The 16,814-nt window shown below is 74.7% G+C and carries 14 protein-coding genes and 1 pseudogene; 12 read left to right on the top strand and 3 right to left on the bottom strand.

Annotated elements, in window-relative coordinates; all coding sequences use genetic code 11:
- Positions 1–11: 11 nt before the first annotated feature.
- Both MTO91_RS15260 and MTO91_RS15255 read right to left on the bottom strand, forming a co-directional pair.
- Positions 12–2,117, bottom strand: a complete 2,106-nt coding sequence (locus MTO91_RS15260; protein ID WP_476651611.1) for a histidine kinase — start codon at positions 2,115–2,117, stop codon at positions 12–14.
- Positions 2,104–2,769, bottom strand: a complete 666-nt coding sequence (locus MTO91_RS15255) for a response regulator (RefSeq protein ID WP_476651609.1) — start codon at positions 2,767–2,769, stop codon at positions 2,104–2,106. Before MTO91_RS15255 ends, MTO91_RS15260 begins: the two co-directional genes overlap by 14 nt.
- 105 nt (positions 2,770–2,874) lie before the next feature.
- Here MTO91_RS15255 and efp point away from each other — a divergent pair, with 105 nt between their 5' ends.
- Positions 2,875–3,435 (top strand): elongation factor P, encoded by a 561-nt coding sequence (gene efp, locus MTO91_RS15250; protein ID WP_100877618.1) that lies wholly within the window; start codon positions 2,875–2,877, stop codon positions 3,433–3,435.
- Position 3,436: 1 nt separating this feature from the next.
- Entirely contained in the window at positions 3,437–3,856 is a 420-nt protein-coding gene (gene nusB, locus MTO91_RS15245; RefSeq protein ID WP_073574690.1) for a transcription antitermination factor NusB, read from the top strand.
- A 107-nt stretch (positions 3,857–3,963) separates the two neighbouring features.
- On the opposite strand, the gene bldD is transcribed toward nusB, so the two are convergent.
- Positions 3,964–4,455 carry a transcriptional regulator BldD gene (bldD, locus tag MTO91_RS15240; RefSeq protein WP_020625790.1) on the bottom strand — a complete coding sequence of 164 codons (492 nt, stop codon included), beginning with the start codon at positions 4,453–4,455 and terminating at the stop codon, positions 3,964–3,966.
- A 583-nt stretch (positions 4,456–5,038) separates the two neighbouring features.
- On the opposite strand from bldD, the gene pyrR reads away from it, so the two are divergent.
- The 10 genes and pseudogenes from pyrR to coaBC all read left to right on the top strand — a co-directional run bounded on the left by pyrR (position 5,039) and on the right by coaBC (position 16,760).
- Entirely contained in the window at positions 5,039–5,632 is a 594-nt protein-coding gene (gene pyrR / locus MTO91_RS15235; protein WP_476651607.1) for a bifunctional pyr operon transcriptional regulator/uracil phosphoribosyltransferase PyrR, read from the top strand.
- Entirely contained in the window at positions 5,629–6,573 is a 945-nt protein-coding gene (locus tag MTO91_RS15230; RefSeq protein ID WP_476651605.1) for an aspartate carbamoyltransferase catalytic subunit, read from the top strand. The genes pyrR and MTO91_RS15230 overlap by 4 nt, the downstream gene beginning before the upstream one ends.
- Positions 6,570–7,862, top strand: coding sequence for a dihydroorotase (locus tag MTO91_RS15225; protein ID WP_100877621.1), 1,293 nt, complete (start codon positions 6,570–6,572; stop codon positions 7,860–7,862). The genes MTO91_RS15230 and MTO91_RS15225 overlap by 4 nt, the downstream gene beginning before the upstream one ends.
- Positions 7,862–8,965: pseudogene (gene carA / locus MTO91_RS15220) on the top strand (glutamine-hydrolyzing carbamoyl-phosphate synthase small subunit); the annotation flags it as partial. The gene MTO91_RS15225 and the pseudogene carA, both read left to right, overlap by 1 nt.
- 683 nt (positions 8,966–9,648) lie before the next feature.
- The gene (gene carB / locus MTO91_RS15215) at positions 9,649–12,960 is read left to right on the top strand and encodes a carbamoyl-phosphate synthase large subunit (RefSeq protein WP_476651603.1); all 3,312 of its coding nucleotides are present in this window, start codon (positions 9,649–9,651) and stop codon (positions 12,958–12,960) included.
- Entirely contained in the window at positions 12,957–13,790 is an 834-nt protein-coding gene (gene pyrF / locus MTO91_RS15210) for an orotidine-5'-phosphate decarboxylase (protein WP_476651602.1), read from the top strand. Before carB ends, pyrF begins: the two co-directional genes overlap by 4 nt.
- Before the next feature lie 496 nt (positions 13,791–14,286).
- On the top strand, positions 14,287–14,601 hold the full coding sequence (gene mihF, locus MTO91_RS15205) for an integration host factor, actinobacterial type (RefSeq protein ID WP_020627642.1): 315 nt from the start codon (positions 14,287–14,289) through the stop codon (positions 14,599–14,601).
- Between the two features lie 12 nt (positions 14,602–14,613).
- Positions 14,614–15,225: a guanylate kinase gene (gene gmk / locus MTO91_RS15200; RefSeq protein ID WP_459559828.1), complete on the top strand. Its 612-nt coding sequence runs from the start codon at positions 14,614–14,616 to the stop codon at positions 15,223–15,225.
- Between the two features lie 38 nt (positions 15,226–15,263).
- The gene (rpoZ, locus tag MTO91_RS15195; protein WP_020627644.1) at positions 15,264–15,533 is read left to right on the top strand and encodes a DNA-directed RNA polymerase subunit omega; all 270 of its coding nucleotides are present in this window, start codon (positions 15,264–15,266) and stop codon (positions 15,531–15,533) included.
- Between the two features lie 9 nt (positions 15,534–15,542).
- Positions 15,543–16,760 (top strand): bifunctional phosphopantothenoylcysteine decarboxylase/phosphopantothenate--cysteine ligase CoaBC, encoded by a 1,218-nt coding sequence (coaBC, locus tag MTO91_RS15190; protein ID WP_251782383.1) that lies wholly within the window; start codon positions 15,543–15,545, stop codon positions 16,758–16,760.
- The last annotated feature ends 54 nt before the right edge of the window (positions 16,761–16,814 follow it).

The following is a 16,814-nucleotide window of genomic DNA, read 5'->3' as shown; positions in this document are numbered from 1 at the left end:
GGGGGCCGACGCTACGAGCCGGGTGCCCCCTCGCGGATCGGCGCGCAGGACGAGATCGGCGACGCGGCGGGGTCGTCCTCGCGGACGAGCGGGCTGCGGGGCAGCACCGCGCGGACCGTCCACCCCGGACCGTCGCCGGGGCCGGTGTACAGGTCGCCGCCGAGCAGCGCGACCCGCTCCCGCATGCCGAGCAGGCCCAGGCCGGAGCCGGTGCCGTCGGGCCGGTGGCCGGGCACCGGGCCGTCGTCGTCGACCTCCACGACGACGGGGTCGCCGTCGCCGCCCCGGGTGACCCGCACCCGGGTGGGGGTGGGCCCGGCGTGGCGCAGGGTGTTGGTCAGGGCCTCGGTGACGATGCGCCGCGCGAACAGCTCCGCCTCACCGGGCGTCCCCGACGGGGAGCCCCCGACCGTCACCTCGACCGGCAGACCCGCCGAGCGGGACGGCGCGACCAGCGCCTCCAGCGCGGCGGGGGACAGGTCCGCGCCGTCCGGGTCCGGACCCAGGTCGGCCAGTGCGGGCAGCGCCTCGGCGACCCGCCGGACCGAGTCGGCGATGTGCCCGAGCGCCTCGGCGCGCGTCGCCGGGTCGGCGGCGAGCCGCGCGGCCCCGGCCTGCACCGCCACCGCGGAGACGTGGTGGGCGACGACGTCGTGCAGGTCGCGGGCCACGCGCAGGCGTTCGCGGGTGAGCGCGTCGCGCACGCCCGCCTCGGTGAGCGCGCGCCGCCGGGCCGCGGTGTCGAGCCGGTGGTGGCGGACCGCGACCCCGGCCGCCCACAGCGGCACCACGGCCAGGAAGTTCAGCACCACCACCGACTCCGGGTAGCCGAGCCGGTCCCACACCCCCGTCAGGACACCCCCGGCGACGACGACGAGCGTCGACACGACCACGGCCACCGCGGACGGCACGACCGGCGCCGCCGTCGCCGCGCCCCAGACCAGCAGGACCCAGGCCGACTCGGCGAACACGTTCGAGCCGTCGAGCAGACCCGCGGCGAACGACCCGGCCCCGGCGAGCAGCAGCGCCGGCACCGGCGCGGTCCGCCACCAGGCGACGAGTGCGAACTGCGCCACCACGACGACCGCCGCGGCCGGGTTCCGCCACGGCAGCGCCAGCATGCGCAGGAACCCGTCGACGACCGGCTGCCCGGTGTCCACGCCGGCCACCGGGGCGACCAGCGCCCCCATCAGCAGCGCCGGGACCACGAACGCGACGAGCGCCCACAGCCCGGCCCGGTCGGGTACCGGCAGCCGGCGCCGGCGCGGGGGTGCGGCGGGCTCCGGCACCGCGACGGCGACGGGGCCCGGCTCGACGGCGGCGGGCGCGCGCAGCACGCCCAGGACCCGGCGCATCGCGGCCAGCACCGACCGGGCCCGCTCCCGTACGGCACGCAGGTCGGCCTCGGTCGCGCCGGGACCCAGCGCCCCGGCCTGGGCGACCAGGCCACGCAGACCGCTGAGCACCCCGCCGCCGATCTCCTCGGCGATCCGGGACCGCTCGGCGTCCAGCGCTGTGCCGTGCCGCAGCCGGTCGGTCTCGGCCCGTTCCCGGTCGGCGCGCAACGCGGCGGACCGGCTCCAGCGCCCCGCGAGGGCGGCGATCACCAGCAGCGGCGCCACCACCGTCGAGCCGCCGACGAGCATCCCCGCCTCGGTCGCCGGGTCCGGCGACAGCGGGACGCGCAGGAGCCCGGCCAGGCCGAGCGCCCCGAGCCAGGGCAGCGTCACCCAGGCCGCCGCGCCGACCGGTCCGCGCTGCGGGGCCCGCGCGACGGAGAAGGCCAGCAGCGGCCACAGCAGCGCCGCGAACCCGGTGAGGAACGCCATCGCCGGGGCGGCGAGCACGGCCAGGACCAGGTAGGCGTGCCGCGGCCGGTGGCGGCGCAGCAGCACGGTGGCGGCCATCGCCGGGCTCAGCACCGCCGCCAGCGCCACGGACAGCGGCAGGGCGAGCCGGTGGGTGTAGCCGGGGATCTCCAGGACCAGGGCGGTGACCAGCTCCTGGGCGACCAGGATCAGCGCCAGCACCGCCAGCGCGACGTCCCCGGCGCGCGTGCCGGGCAGCGGGGTGGGGGCGGGAGCGGGGGCGTCCGGGCCGGGCTCAGCCGTCGGCACCGGCCGCTCCCACCAGCCCGTGCTCGTAGGCGAACACCACCAGCTGCACCCGGTCGCGCAGCTCCAGCTTGGTGAGCAGGTTCGAGACGTGGGTCTTGACCGTCGTGCCGCCGAGCACCAGCCGGTCGGCGATCTCGGCGTTGGACAGCCCGGCGGCGACCAGCCCGAGCACCTCCCGCTCCCGCTCGGTCAGCCCGGCCGCGGGCCCGGCCTGGGCGGGCGGGTCGGCCGGGACGAACGAGCCGACGAGCCTGCGGGTGACCGACGGCGCGAACAGCTCGTGCCCGGCGTGCACGGTGCGCACCGCGACCTGGAGGTCCTCCGGCTCGACGTCCTTCAGCACGAAGCCGGACGCGCCGGCCCGCAGGGCGTCGTAGACGTGGCGGTCCAGGTCGAAGGTCGTCACCACCAGCACGCGGATGCCGGGGTCGCGCAGCGCGCGGATCCGCCGGGTCCCCTCGATGCCGTCGGTTCCGGGCATCCGGACGTCCATCAGCACGACGTCCGGGCGCAGGGTCTCGGCCAGCTCGGCGGCCTCCGCGCCGTCCCCGGCCTCCCCGACGACGTCGATGTCCGGCGCCGCCGCCAGCACCGTCCGCAGCCCCGCCCGCACCACCGCCTGGTCGTCGGCCACCACCACCCGCACCGTCATGGCGCCCATCCTGGCAGGTCGCCCGCCCCTCGGGCGGGCCGGTGAACCGGGTGGCGGTACCCTGACCGACGCACGAATCCGAGATCCGAGCAGGAGAGCGCGCACGTGGCGACCACGAACGACCTGAAGAACGGCCTGGTCCTGAACATCGAGGGCCAGCTGTGGACCGTGACGGCGTTCCAGCACGTCAAGCCCGGCAAGGGCGGTGCGTTCGTTCGCACCACGCTGAAGAACGTGATGTCCGGGAAGGTCGTGGACCGGACCTTCAACGCGGGCACCAAGGTCGACACCGCGACGGTGGACCGCCGCGACATGACCTACCTGTACCGCGAGGGCACCGACTTCGTCTTCATGGACGGCGACACCTTCGACCAGATCCCGATCCCGGAGAAGGCCGTCGGCGACGCCGCGCGCTACCTGCTAGAGAACGCCTCCGCCCAGGTGTCGCTGCACGAGGGGGAGCCGCTGTTCATCGAGCTCCCGACCTCGGTCGAGCTGGTCATCTCCCACACCGACCCGGGCCTGCAGGGTGACCGCTCCACCGGCGGCACCAAGCCCGCGACCCTGGAGACCGGCGCCGAGATCCAGGTGCCGCTGTTCCTGGAGAGCGGCACCACGGTCAAGGTCGACACCCGGGACGGCCGTTACCTCGGCCGCGTGAGCTGAGGTGCGCGCACGCACCAAGGCCCGTAAACGGGCACTGGACATCCTCTTCGAGGCCGAGGCCCGCGGTGAGGACGCCCTGTCCGTGCTCGCCGCGCGCCGCGAGACCGACGACGCGCCGCCCGTGCAGGACTACGCGGCGCGGCTCGTCGAGGGCGTCGCGACCCACCGGGACCGGATCGACCAGCTGATCGCCGAGCACGCCGAGGGCTGGGACGTCGACCGGATGCCCGCGGTCGACCGCGGCCTGCTGCGGCTCGGGATCTACGAGCTGCTGTGGGTCGACGACGTCGACGACCCGGTCGCGATCACCGAGGCCGTCGAGCTGGCCCGGACGCTGTCGACCGACGACTCCCCGCGCTACGTCAACGGGGTGCTCGGCCAGATCTCCGACATCGCCGAGCACCTGCGCGCGACCCTCTGACCAGGGCCTGAACGCACGAAGGGCGGTGGCCGGGGGACTGTGCAGACCCCGGCCACCGCCCGACCGGTCGCGTCACCCTTCCCCTGGGACGCGGCCGGTGGAACAGATCATCCCACGTGCTGCCCGGGACGCGCCTCGGGCGGGAGCACTCCCCAGTCGATGAGCTGGTCGGTCAGCTCGCCGGGGGACATGTCGTAGATGATCGCGAGCGAACGCAGGTCCTCGGCGCGGATCGAGAGCACCTTGCCGTTGTAGTCGCCGCGCTGGCTCTGGATGGCCGCGGCGTAGCGGGCCAGCGGCCCGACCTTGTCCGCGGGGAGCTGCTGCAGCCGCTCCAGGTTGATCACGATCTTCGTCGCGGGCTCGCTGCCGGACGGGATGCGGCCCTCGGGGAGCAGCTCGGCCACCGGGACGCCGTAGAAGTCGGCCAGCTCGGCCAGCTTCTGCACGGTCACCGCACGGTCCCCGCGCTCGTAGGAGCCCACGACGACCGCCTTCCAGCGTCCGCCCGACTTCTGCTCGACGCCGTGCAGGGAGAGCCCCTGTTGCTGCCTGATCGCCCGGAGCTTGCCCCCGAGCGCCTTGGCGTAGTCGCCCATCGATCTCCTCGTTCCTGACGGTCCGTACCGGTGTGGCCGGACCGGCCGGTCACCGGCGGTGCACCGGTGGCGTTGTCGCGCCTGCCGCGTCGTCGCCCCTGTGGGTGGTCCCGTTCGGGGCGGCAGCTCCGGCGGGGGCCGGCGTCCCGGCCGTCCCGCTCGTCGCGGCGCTGCTGCACGCGTGCTGATTGATACGGAGAGTAATCCTCCGGGTCCGGTCCGGCACCGTCAAGTTCGACCCCCTGCTCGGGGGGTTGACGAGCGGTTTCCCACACGAACGGGGCAGTCCACGTCCCTCGTCAGCGGTAGCGCAGGGTGCGGGTACGCGATCCCACCACCCGCCCCTGTGGGTGCGCATGGGCAGAATCGGGTATCGCAAGGTGTCGCGCCGGTCGGCCGGCGGCCATCGCGCATCGTGACGGGAACGTGACCTCGAACGGGTGACGCGGCTGTGGCGCGGCTCGCGGTGTGACGCGCTGCGGCCGTCCCGCGCGGACACCCGCCGAGTTGCTAGGTTGGCGCACAGCTCGTGCACGACCGTCCTTTAAGACCCGTCCGGTGAGGCGGGGAAGGAGACCACCTCGTGGCGCAGAACCGCCTCGGGGACGCCGACGCACAGCAGCCCGCACGGGAACTGCTGTCCGCCGCCGACGTCACCCGCACCGTCGCGCGCATCGCGCACCAGATCATCGAGAAGACCGCCTTCAGCGCCGAGAACCCCGACGGGCTCGTGCTCCTGGGCGTCCCCACCCGCGGCGTGCACCTGGCCCACCGGCTCGCCGCCGCGATCACCGACTTCGCCGGCGCCGCACCGGCCGTCGGCTCGGTCGACGCCACCCTCTACCGCGACGACCTGCGCCGCGGCCCGGCCCGCGCGCTGGAGTCCACCGCGGTGCCCGAGGGCGGCGTCGACGACCGGCTCGTCGTGCTCGTCGACGACGTCCTCATGTCCGGGCGCACCACCCGCGCCGCGCTCGACGCCCTGCGCGACGAGGGCCGTCCGCGCGCGGTGCAGCTCGCCGTGCTGATCGACCGCGGCCACCGGGAGCTCCCGATCCGCGCCGACTACGTCGGCAAGAACGTCCCGACGTCGCGCTCGGAGCAGATCCTGGTCTCGCTGACCGAGATCGACGGCAGCGACGGCGTCTGGATCACCCAGGGAGAGGGGGACAGGTGAGACACCTGCTCTCGGTCGCCGACCTCGACGCCGCCGAGGCGACCGCGCTGCTCGACACCTCCGACCGGCTGCGCGAGGCGCTGCTCGGCCGCGAGGTGCGCAAGCTGCCGACGCTGCGCGGCCGCACGGTCATCACGATGTTCTACGAGAACTCCACCCGCACCCGGGTGTCGTTCGAGATCGCCGGCAAGTGGATGAGCGCCGACACCGTGAACGTGTCCGCCTCCGGCTCCTCGGTCTCCAAGGGCGAGTCGCTGCGCGACACCGCGCTGACCCTGTCCTCGATGGGCGCGGACTGCGTGATCGTGCGCCACCCCGCCTCGGGGTCGGCGCACCGGCTCGCGCACTGGGTGGACGCCGACCGCGAGGTCACCGGCACCCCCACCGCGATCGTCAACGCCGGTGACGGCACCCACGAGCACCCCACCCAGGCGCTGCTCGACGCCGCGACCCTGCGCGACCGGCTCGGCGGCATCGCCGGGCGGCGGATCGGGATCGTCGGCGACGTCCTGCACTCCCGGGTCGCCCGGTCCAACGTGCTGCTGCTCGCGACCCTCGGGGCCGAGGTCGTGCTCGTCGCGCCGCCGACGCTGCTGCCCACCGGCGTCGAGTCCTGGCCGTGCCGGGTGTCCCACGAGCTGGACGCCGAGCTGCCCGCGCTCGACGCGGTCATGATGCTGCGCGTGCAGTCCGAGCGGATGCACGGCGGCTTCTTCCCCTCCGCGCGCGAGTACGCGATGCGCTTCGGGCTGTCCGAGGACCGCGCGAGGCTCCTGCCCGACCACGCGGTCGTCCTGCACCCCGGCCCGATGATCCGCGGCATGGAGATCGCCCCCGCGGTCGCCGACGCCCCCAACTCCGCCGTCCTGGCCCAGGTGCGCAACGGCGTGCACGTGCGGATGGCCGTCCTCTACCACCTTCTCGCCGGAGCTCCCGAATGACCGACCTGCTGATCCGCAACACCCGGCCCTACGGCGGGGACCCGGTCGACGTGCTCGTCGCCGACGGCGTCGTCGCCACCATCGGCACCGGCCTGACCGCGCCCGAGGGCGCCGAGGTCCTCGACGCCGACGGCGCCGTGCTGCTGCCCGGCTTCGTCGACCTGCACGTGCACCTGCGCGAGCCCGGCGGCGAGGAGTCCGAGACCATCGAGACCGGCAGCCGTGCCGCGGCGCTCGGCGGGTTCACCGCCGTGTTCGCGATGCCGAACACCACCCCGGTCGCCGACTCCGACGTCGTCGTCGAGCACGTGCGCCGGCGCGGCGAGGAGATCGGGCTGGTCGACGTGCACCCGGTCGGTGCGGTCACCGTCGGCCTCGGCGGCGAGAAGCTCGCCGAGCTCGGCACGATGGCCGCCTCCCGCGCCGCGGTGCGGATGTTCTCCGACGACGGCCGCTGCGTGAACGACCCGCTGATCATGCGCCGCGCGCTGGAGTACGCCTCCGCGCTCGACGTCGTCATCGCCCAGCACGCCGAGGACCACCGCCTCACCGGCGGCGCCCAGGCGCACGAGGGTGCCGTCGCCGCGCGCCTCGGGCTCGCCGGGTGGCCCGCCACCGCGGAGGAGACGATCGTCGCCCGCGACTGCGCGCTGGCCCGCGAGGCCGGCGCGCGGCTGCACGTCTGCCACATCTCCACCGCCCGCACGATCGACGTGCTGCGCGCGGCCAAGGCCCAGGGCGTGCGGGTGTCGGCCGAGGTCACCCCGCACCACCTGCTGCTCACCGACTCCCGGCTGACCGGCTACGACCCGGTGAACAAGGTCAACCCGCCGCTGCGCACCGCCGACGACACCCGCGCGATGCGCGAGGCGCTGGCCGAGGGCGTGATCGACGTCGTCGCGACCGACCACGCCCCGCACGCCGCGCAGTACAAGGACACCGAGTGGCAGGCCGCGAAGCCGGGCATGCTGGGCCTGCAGACCGCGCTGTCGGTGCTGGTCGAGACGATGGTGGAGCCGGGCCTGCTGGACTGGCACGGCGTCGCGCGGGTGCTGTCGGAGCGCCCCGCGGAGATCGGGAACCTGCCCGACCAGGGCCGTCCGATCGCGGAGGGGGAGCCGGCGACGTTCGCGCTGGTCGACCCGGACGGGGTCTGGACGGTCCGCGGTGCGGAGCTGGCGAGCAAGGCGGCGAACACGCCGTACGAGGGAATGCGGCTGCCCGGAACGGTGGTCGCGACGGTGCTGCGGGGACGCATCACCGCGCAGGACGGGAAGGTTGTGCAGTGATGGGGGACAGGACAGCGCTACTGGTGCTCGAGGACGGGCGGATCTTCCGCGGACAGGCGTACGGCGCCACCGGGGAGACACTCGGTGAGGCCGTGTTCACCACCGGCATGACCGGGTACCAGGAGACCCTGACCGACCCGTCGTACCACCGCCAGATCGTGCTGCAGACCGCACCGCAGATCGGCAACACGGGCTGGAACGACGAGGACGACGAGTCGCGGGCGATCCAGGTCGCCGGCTACGTCGTGCGCGACCCCGCCCGGCGGGCGTCGAACTGGCGGGCGACCGGCTCGCTGGAGGACGCGCTGCGGGCCCAGGGGGTCGTCGGGATCGCCGGGATCGACACCCGCGCCGCGGTGCGCCACCTGCGCGAGCAGGGCGCCATGCGCGCCGGGATCTTCTCCGGCACCGCCCTCGCCGCCGACGACGAGCTGGTCGAGCGGGTCAGGCAGGCCCCGCAGATGGAGGGCGCCGACCTCTACGGCGCCGTCACCACCGCCGAGACCTACGTGGTGCCCGCGGTGGGTGAGCGGCGCTTCGTCGTCGCCGCCCTGGACGTCGGCATCAAGTTCAACACCCCGCGGATGATGGCCGCCCGCGGCATCGAGGTGCACGTGCTGCCCGCGTCGAGCACCATCGAGACCGTCGAGTCGCTGCGCCCGGACGGCTTCTTCCTGGCCAACGGCCCGGGGGACCCGGCCACCGCCGACGGCCCGGTCGCACTCGCCCGGCAGGTCCTGGAGCGGCGCATCCCGCTGTTCGGGATCTGCTTCGGCAACCAGATCCTCGGCCGCGCGCTCGGCCGGTCCACCTACAAGCTGCGCTACGGCCACCGGGGCATCAACATCCCGGTCGTCGAGCACGCCACCGGGCGGATCGCGATCACCTCGCAGAACCACGGCTTCGCGGTGTCCGGCGAGGCGGGCGAGGAGTTCGACACCCCCTACGGCCGCGCGCAGATCACCCACACCTGTCCCAACGACGGCTGCGTCGAGGGCATGGCCGGGCTCGACTTCCCGGCGTTCTCCGTGCAGTACCACCCGGAGGCCGCCGCGGGCCCGCACGACGCGTCGGACCTGTTCGACCGCTTCGTGGAGCTCATGACCGAGTACCCGGTCGGCTACGCCGGCGTCGCCGGGCAGCGGCCCGAGGGCGCCGCGCCCGCGCCGTACCCGCGGCCCGAGGCCGAGGCCCGTTCCGAGTCCGCGTCCGAGGCCCGGCCCGGGTCCGGGACCGGGGCGGCGCCCGCGATGACCGCCCAGCCCGACCCGGCCACGCCGCCGTCGGCGACCGCGGCCCCGTCGGTCGACCTGCGGCCCACCCCGCCCGCTTCGACCCCGACCCCGGCCGCGGGCGGGTTCGAGCCGGGCAGCCCGGAGGGCCCGCACACCGGGGCCGACGCCGGACCGGACGCCGCCGACGAGCACACCACCCGGCTGCCCGTCACCCCGCCGGCCGGGACCCCGGCCACCGGCCGCGACGAGATCGAGCCGCCCACCAGCCGGATGCCCGCCGTGGGCCGCCCCGGCACCCCGGACCCGCTGACGGCGCCGTTCTCCGACATCGAGGACGCGCTGCGCCGCGACGGCGGCACGCCCGCCCACCCGGGCGCCACCGCCGACCCGGACGCCGAGGACACCCCGGCCGAGCCGGCACCGGGCGGCGACCCGGTGTCCGGCCGTGCCCGGCCCGTCGACGACCGCCCGTGGCCGCCACCGCCCACCGGATCCCCATCCACCCCGCAGCACCCGGACCGGCACGACCAGGCCCGGCAGGAGGACCACTGATGCCCCGCCGCGACGACATCGACCACGTCATGGTGATCGGCTCCGGGCCGATCGTCATCGGTCAGGCCTGCGAGTTCGACTACTCCGGCACCCAGGCGTGCCGGGTGCTGCAGGCCGAGGGCATCCGGGTCTCCCTGGTCAACTCCAACCCGGCGACGATCATGACCGACCCGGAGTTCGCCGACGCCACCTACGTCGAGCCGATCACCCCGGAGTTCGTCGAGAAGGTCATCGTCGCCGAGCGCGACAACGGCACCCCGGTCACCGCGATGCTCGCGACCCTCGGCGGGCAGACCGCGCTCAACACTGCGATCGCGCTGCACGAGAACGGTGCCCTGGAGCGCCACGGCGTCGAGCTGATCGGTGCCGACGTCGACGCCATCGAGCGCGGCGAGGACCGGCTCAAGTTCAAGGACATCGTGATCGGGGTCGGCGGCGACGTCCCCCGCTCCCGGGTCTGCCACTCCATGGAGGAGGTCCGCTCCGCCGCCGGCGAGCTGGGCCTGCCCGTGGTCATCCGGCCGTCGTTCACCATGGGCGGGCTCGGCTCGGGCATGGCGCACTCGGCGCAGGACCTGGAGCGCCTCGCCGGCGCCGGGCTCGCCGCCTCCCCGGTCACCGAGGTCCTCATCGAGGAGTCGGTGCTCGGCTGGAAGGAGTACGAGCTGGAGCTCATGCGCGACCACCACGACAACGTGGTCGTCATCTGCTCCATCGAGAACATCGACCCGATGGGCGTGCACACCGGTGACTCGATCACCGTCGCCCCGGCGATGACCCTGACCGACCGCGAGTACCAGCACATGCGCGACGTCGGTATCGCCGTGCTGCGCGCGGTCGGCGTCGACACCGGCGGCTGCAACATCCAGTTCGCGATCCACCCCGAGACCGGGCGCCTGGTCGTGATCGAGATGAACCCCCGGGTCTCCCGGTCCTCGGCGCTGGCGTCGAAGGCCACCGGCTTCCCGATCGCCAAGATCGCCGCGAAGCTCGCCGTCGGCTACACCCTCGACGAGATCCGCAACGACATCACCGGCGAGACCATCGCCGCGTTCGAGCCGTCGCTGGACTACGTCGCGGTCAAGATCCCGCGGTTCGCGTTCGAGAAGTTCCCCGGCGCCGACCCCGAGCTGACGACGACCATGAAGTCCGTCGGCGAGGCGATGGCGCTGGGCCGCTCGTTCCCGGAGGCGCTGGGCAAGGCGCTCCGCTCGATGGAGCGGGCCCGGGCCGGGTTCTGGACCGCTCCCGACCCGGAGGGCGAACCGCAGTACACCGTCCCGGTCGACGGCCGCATCTACGAGGTCGAGCGGGCGCTCCGCTCCGGCCAGTCGGTCGACGACGTGGCCAAGAACTCCGGCATCGACCCCTGGTTCGTCGACCAGATCGCGCTGCTGGGGGAGATCCGCGCCGAGCTCGAGGCCGCACCCGTCCTCGACGCCGACCTGCTGCGCCGGGCCAAGCGCCACGGCCTGTCCGACCGTCAGCTCGCCGCGGTGCGCCCCGAGTTCGCCGGTGAGGACGGCGTGCGCACCCTGCGCCACCGCCTCGGCATCCGGCCGGTCTACAAGACCGTCGACACCTGCGCCGCCGAGTTCGCGGCGAGGACGCCGTACCACTACTCGGCCTACGAGACCGACCCCGCGGCCGAGTCGGAGATCGCCCCGCAGACCGAGAAGCCGAAGGTCCTGATCCTCGGCTCCGGCCCGAACCGCATCGGGCAGGGCATCGAGTTCGACTACTCCTGCGTGCACGCGGTCATGGCGCTGCGCGCCGCCGGGTTCGAGACCGTGATGGTCAACTGCAACCCGGAGACGGTGTCCACCGACTACGACACCGCCGACCGTCTCTACTTCGAGCCGCTGACCTTCGAGGACGTCCTGGAGGTCGTGCACGCCGAGCAGGCCTCCGGCACCGTCGCGGGCGTCATCGTGCAGCTCGGCGGGCAGACCCCGCTGGGGCTCGCGCAGCGTCTCACCGACGCCGGGGTGCCCGTCGTCGGGACCTCCGCGGCCGCGATCGACCTGGCCGAGGACCGCGGCGCGTTCGGCGGGGTCCTGCGCAAGGCCGGCCTGCCCGCCCCGGAGTTCGGCATGGCCACCTCCTTCGAGCAGGCCCGGGGGATCGCCGGCCGGATCGGCTACCCGGTGCTCGTGCGGCCGTCCTACGTGCTCGGCGGCCGCGGCATGGAGATCGTCTACGACGAGGCGACCCTGGCCGGCTACATCGCCCGCGCCACCACCATCTCCCCGGACCGCCCGGTGCTGGTCGACAAGTTCCTCGACGACGCCATCGAGATCGACGTCGACGCCCTGTGCGACGGCGAGGAGATCTACCTCGGCGGCGTGATGGAGCACATCGAGGAGGCCGGGGTCCACTCCGGGGACTCCTCCTGCACCCTGCCGCCGATCACGCTGGGCTCCTCGGTGCTGGCGAAGGTCCGCGAGGCGACCGCCGCCATCGCGCACGGCGTCGGCGTGCGAGGGCTGCTCAACGTCCAGTACGCCCTGCACGGCGACGTGCTCTACGTGCTGGAGGCCAACCCGCGGGCGTCGCGGACGGTGCCGTTCGTGTCCAAGGCGACGTCGGTGCCGCTGGCCAAGGCCGCCGCCCGGATCATGCTCGGCGCCACCATCGCCGGCCTGCGCGGCGAGGGCCTGCTCCCGGCGACCGGCGACGGCGGCGCGCTGCCCGCCGACTCCCCGGTCGCGGTCAAGGAGGCGGTGCTGCCGTTCAACCGGTTCCGCAACACCGCGGGCCAGGGCGTCGACCCGCTGCTCGGCCCGGAGATGAAGTCCACCGGCGAGGTCATGGGCTTCGACTCCGCCTTCGGCCCGGCGTTCGCCAAGTCGCAGGCCGCCGCCTACGGCTCGCTGCCGACCTCGGGCACGGTGTTCGTGTCCATCGCCGACCGCGACAAGCGGGCGATGGTGTTCCCGATCCGCCGCCTGGCCGACATGGGCTTCCAGGTCCTCGCCACCGAGGGCACCGCGGAGATGCTGCGCCGCAACGGGATCGACGTCGCCGTGGTGCGCAAGCACAGCGAGGGATCCGGACCGGAGACCCCGACGATCGTCGACACCATCCTCGCCGGGGACGTCGACCTGATCGTCAACACCCCGGTCGGGAACCCCGGCCCGCGCGTCGACGGCTACGAGATCCGCGCCGCCGCGGTGTCGCGCGGGGTGCCGTGCATCACCACGGTGCAGGGGACCGCGGCCGCGGTGCAGGGCATCGAGGCGCTCGCCTCGGGCGGGATCGGCGTGCGGTCGCTGCAGCAGGCGCACGCGGCGCTGAAGGCCAAGGCGTGAGCTTCGCCGCCCGGCTCGACGGGGCCGTCGCCGCCCACGGGCCGCTGTGCGTCGGGATCGACCCGCACCCGGCACTGCTGGCGGCCTGGGACCTCACCGACGACGCCGACGGCCTCGCCGCGTTCGCCGACCGCTGCCACGCGGCGTTCGCCGGGGCGGTGTCGGTGGTGAAGCCGCAGGCGGCGTTCTTCGAGCGGCACGGCTCGGCCGGCGTCGCGGTGCTGGAACGGCTGCTCGCCGGGTTCGCGGGCTCGGGCACCCTGACCCTGCTCGACGCCAAGCGCGGCGACATCGGGTCCACCATGGACGGCTACGCCGACGCCTACCTGCGCGTCGGCGCGCCGCTCGGGGCGGACGCGCTCACGCTGTCGCCCTACCTGGGGTTCGGGTCGCTGGAGCCGGCGCTGACCGCCGCCGACGAGGCCGGGCGCGGGGTGTTCGTGCTGGCCCGCACGTCCAACCCGGACGGTGCCGCGGTGCAGTGCGCCACGACGGCGGACGGGGTGAGCGTCGCCCAGCGGATGGTCGACGACGCCGCCGCCCGCAACGCCGGTGCCCGGCCCCGCGGCGCGGTGGGCGTCGTCGTCGGCGGCACCCACGAGCACGGCCTCGACCTGACCGCGCTGAACGGCCCGGTGCTGGTGCCCGGGCTCGGTGCCCAGGGCGCGAGCCCGGCCGACGTGGTGTCGCGGTTCGCGGGCACCGCGGGCCCGGTCCTGCCGGTGTCGGCGCGCGGTGTGCTGCAGGCCGGCCCCGACGCCGTCGCCCTGCGGGACGCGGCGCACCTGCTCGGGGAGGAGCTGGCCTCCACCGCCGCCGGGTCGAACTGAGCGGGCGCCGGGCCCGGTGATCGTCCGCCGTGAGGTATCCGGCACCGGACACCTCACGCGTCGCGATCACGGATTCCCGGACGGCATGGGCCCGGTGGTGGCCGGCGACGCCGGACGCGCGCCGGACGGTCCGCTCCACCCGCCGGGCGCCCCCGGGCGCACCGGGACGTCGATCGGGCGCGTCCGGTGGTGGTCCGGCTGCCCCGTCCGGCGGGCAGCACTGCGCCGACCCGCCCTACGGGGGAGCCGGATGGCACTCCTGTCGTGGTTCGAACAGGGTGCCGTTGATCACCTCCTGACGGCCGAAACCGGAGGTGGGACCCCCATTGACGCTTCCGTGGAGGTCGTGGGTACGTTCGAATACGACGCCGGGGACGTCCCCCGGACGGGTCGGTGCGACCCACCACCCGATCGCTGACGCGACACCCCGGCGCGAGCCGGGATCACGGCGGCGAGAACGACGAGAACGACACAGGAAAGTACGGAGGAACCAACCGTGGCCCTTCCCCAGCTGACCGAGGAACAGCGCGCCGCCGCGCTGGAGAAGGCCGCGGCCGCGCGCCGGGCCCGGGCCGAGCTGAAGGACCGCCTCAAGCGCGGCGGCACCACCCTCGAGGAGGTGCTGAAGAAGGCCGAGACCGACGAGGTGCTCGGCAAGATGAAGGTCTCGGCGCTGCTCGAGGCCCTGCCGAACGTCGGCAAGGTCCGCGCCCAGCAGATCATGGAGGAGCTGGAGATCGCGACCAGCCGCCGTCTGCGTGGCCTGGGTGACCGCCAGCGCAAGGCGCTGCTCGAGCGCTACCCGAGCTGATCCGGGCGTCCCGTGACCGACACCTCCTCCGTCATGTCCTCCGGCCGGACCGGCCCCGCCCGCGGGCGGCTGCTCGTGCTGGCCGGGCCCTCCGGGGTGGGCAAGAGCAGCGTGGTCGCGGGACTGCGCGAGGCGCTGCCGGAGCTGCTGTTCAGCGTGTCCGCCACGACCCGGCCCGCGCGGCCGGGCGAGGTGGACGGCCGTGACTACCGCTTCGTGTCCCGCGAGGAGTTCGACGCGCTCGTCGAGCGCGGCGAACTCCTCGAGTGGGCCGAGGTGCACGGCGGGCTGCAGCGCTCCGGCACCCCCGCCGCGCCCGTCGAGCAGGCGCTCGCCCAGGGCCGCCCGGTCCTGGTCGAGGTCGACCTGCAGGGCGCCCGGTCGGTCAAGCGGGTCCGTCCCGAGGCCGTCACCGTCTTCGTCGCGCCGCCGTCGATGGAGGAGCTGGCCCGCCGGCTCACCGACCGCGGCACCGACACCCCCGAGCAGCGCGAGCGCCGGCTGCGGACCGCCATCGAGGAGATGGACGCCCAGGGGGAGTTCGACGAGGTGGTCGTCAACGACGACCTGCAGGCCGTGATCGGCCGGTTGGTAGCATTGGCGGTCGACCGCGGCGCCGTCTGAGCGCCCCCGGTCCCCCTCGTTCTTCAGGAGTCCACCACGTGAGCACGCCCACCGGCACCTCCACCGCCCCCGAGGGCATCACCTACCCGCCGATCGACGACCTGCTCGGCCAGGTCAGCTCGAAGTACGCGCTGGTCATCTACGCGGCCAAGCGCGCCCGGCAGATCAACGACTACTACTCCCAGCTCGGTGAGGGCCTGCTCGAGTACGTCGGCCCGCTCGTCGAGCCGGGCCCGCGCGAGAAGCCGCTGTCGATCGCGATGCGCGAGATCCAGGCGGGGATGCTCGAGCACACCGAGGGCGAGTAAGACCTCTCGATGGCTCCTCCCGAGGTGCTCCTCGGCGTCTCCGGCGGCATCGCCGCCTACAAGAGCGCCGAGGTGCTGCGTCGCCTGACCGAGTCCGGCCACGCGGTGCGGGTGATCCCCACCGAGTCCGCGCTGCGGTTCGTCGGGGCCGCGACGTTCGAGGCCCTGTCCGGCCGTCCCGTCGCCACCGGGGTGTTCCACGACGTCCACGAGGTGCCGCACGTGGCCCTGGGCAAGGGCGCGGACCTCGTCGTCGTCGCCCCGGCGACCGCGGACCTCATGGCCCGCCTCGCGCACGGCCGCTCCGACGACCTGCTGACCGCCGCGCTGCTGACCGCCCGGTGCCCGGTGGTGCTGGCGCCCGCGATGCACACCGAGATGTGGGAGCACCCCGCGACGGTCGACAACGTCGCCCTGCTGCGCGCCCGCGGCACCGTGGTGATCGAGCCCGCCGCGGGCCGGCTGACCGGCGCGGACACCGGCAAGGGCCGGCTGCCCGACCCGGCCGAGATCGTCGACCTGGCCCGGCTGCTGCTGGAGCGCCCGGACGCGCTGCCGCGCGACCTGGAGGGCCGCCACGTGGTCGTCAGTGCCGGCGGGACCCGGGAGGACCTCGACCCGGTCCGGTTCCTCGGCAACCGGTCCTCGGGCCGGCAGGGCTGGGCGCTGGCCCGGGTCGCCGCCCAGCGCGGCGCGCGGGTGACGCTCGTCGCCGGGCACACCGCGGACCTCGGCGCCCCGGCCGGGGTGGACGTGGTCGCCGCGGGGACCGCCGTCGCCATGGAGGCCGCCGTCCGCGGTGCCGCCGCCGACGCGGACGCCGTGGTGATGGCCGCCGCCGTCGCGGACTTCCGGCCGGTCGACACCGCCGCCGACAAGATCAAGCGCGGCGACGCGGAGCCGGCGCCGCTGCGCCTGACCCAGAATCCCGACATCCTCGCCGGGCTCGTGGCCGACCCGCCGCGGCCGGGTCAGGTCGTGGTCGGGTTCGCCGCCGAGACCGGCGACGCCGACGGCGACGTGCTCCACCACGGCCGCGCCAAGCTCACCCGCAAGGGCTGTGACCTGCTGGTGGTGAACGCGGTCGGCGACGGCAAGGCCTTCGAGACCACGGACAACGCCGGCTGGCTGCTCGCCCGCGACGGCGGCGAGGACGAGCTGCCGTTCGGCTCCAAGGCGCTGCTCGCCTCCCGCATCTGGGACGCGGTCGTCCCGCGCCTGCGCTGAGCATCCCCGCACACGACGACGGGCCCGCACCGGGGAACTCCCGGCGCGGGCCCG

The sequence above is a fragment of the Pseudonocardia sp. 2-7 genome (assembly GCF_056341085.1).
Note: the sequence above shows the minus strand (reverse complement) of the source record. Positions and strands in the feature narration are given on the sequence as shown.

Excerpts from the sequence above, each read along its gene's own strand:
- MTO91_RS15255 (WP_476651609.1), bottom strand. The coding sequence starts at position 2,769 with ATGACGGTGCGGGTGGTGGTGGCCGACGACCAGGCGGTGGTGCGGGCG.
- carB (WP_476651603.1), top strand. The coding sequence starts at position 9,649 with ATGCCCCGCCGCGACGACATCGACCACGTCATGGTGATCGGCTCCGGG.
- coaBC (WP_251782383.1), top strand. The coding sequence starts at position 15,543 with ATGGCTCCTCCCGAGGTGCTCCTCGGCGTCTCCGGCGGCATCGCCGCC.
- bldD (WP_020625790.1), bottom strand. The coding sequence starts at position 4,455 with ATGGGCGACTACGCCAAGGCGCTCGGGGGCAAGCTCCGGGCGATCAGG.
- MTO91_RS15225 (WP_100877621.1), top strand. The coding sequence starts at position 6,570 with ATGACCGACCTGCTGATCCGCAACACCCGGCCCTACGGCGGGGACCCG.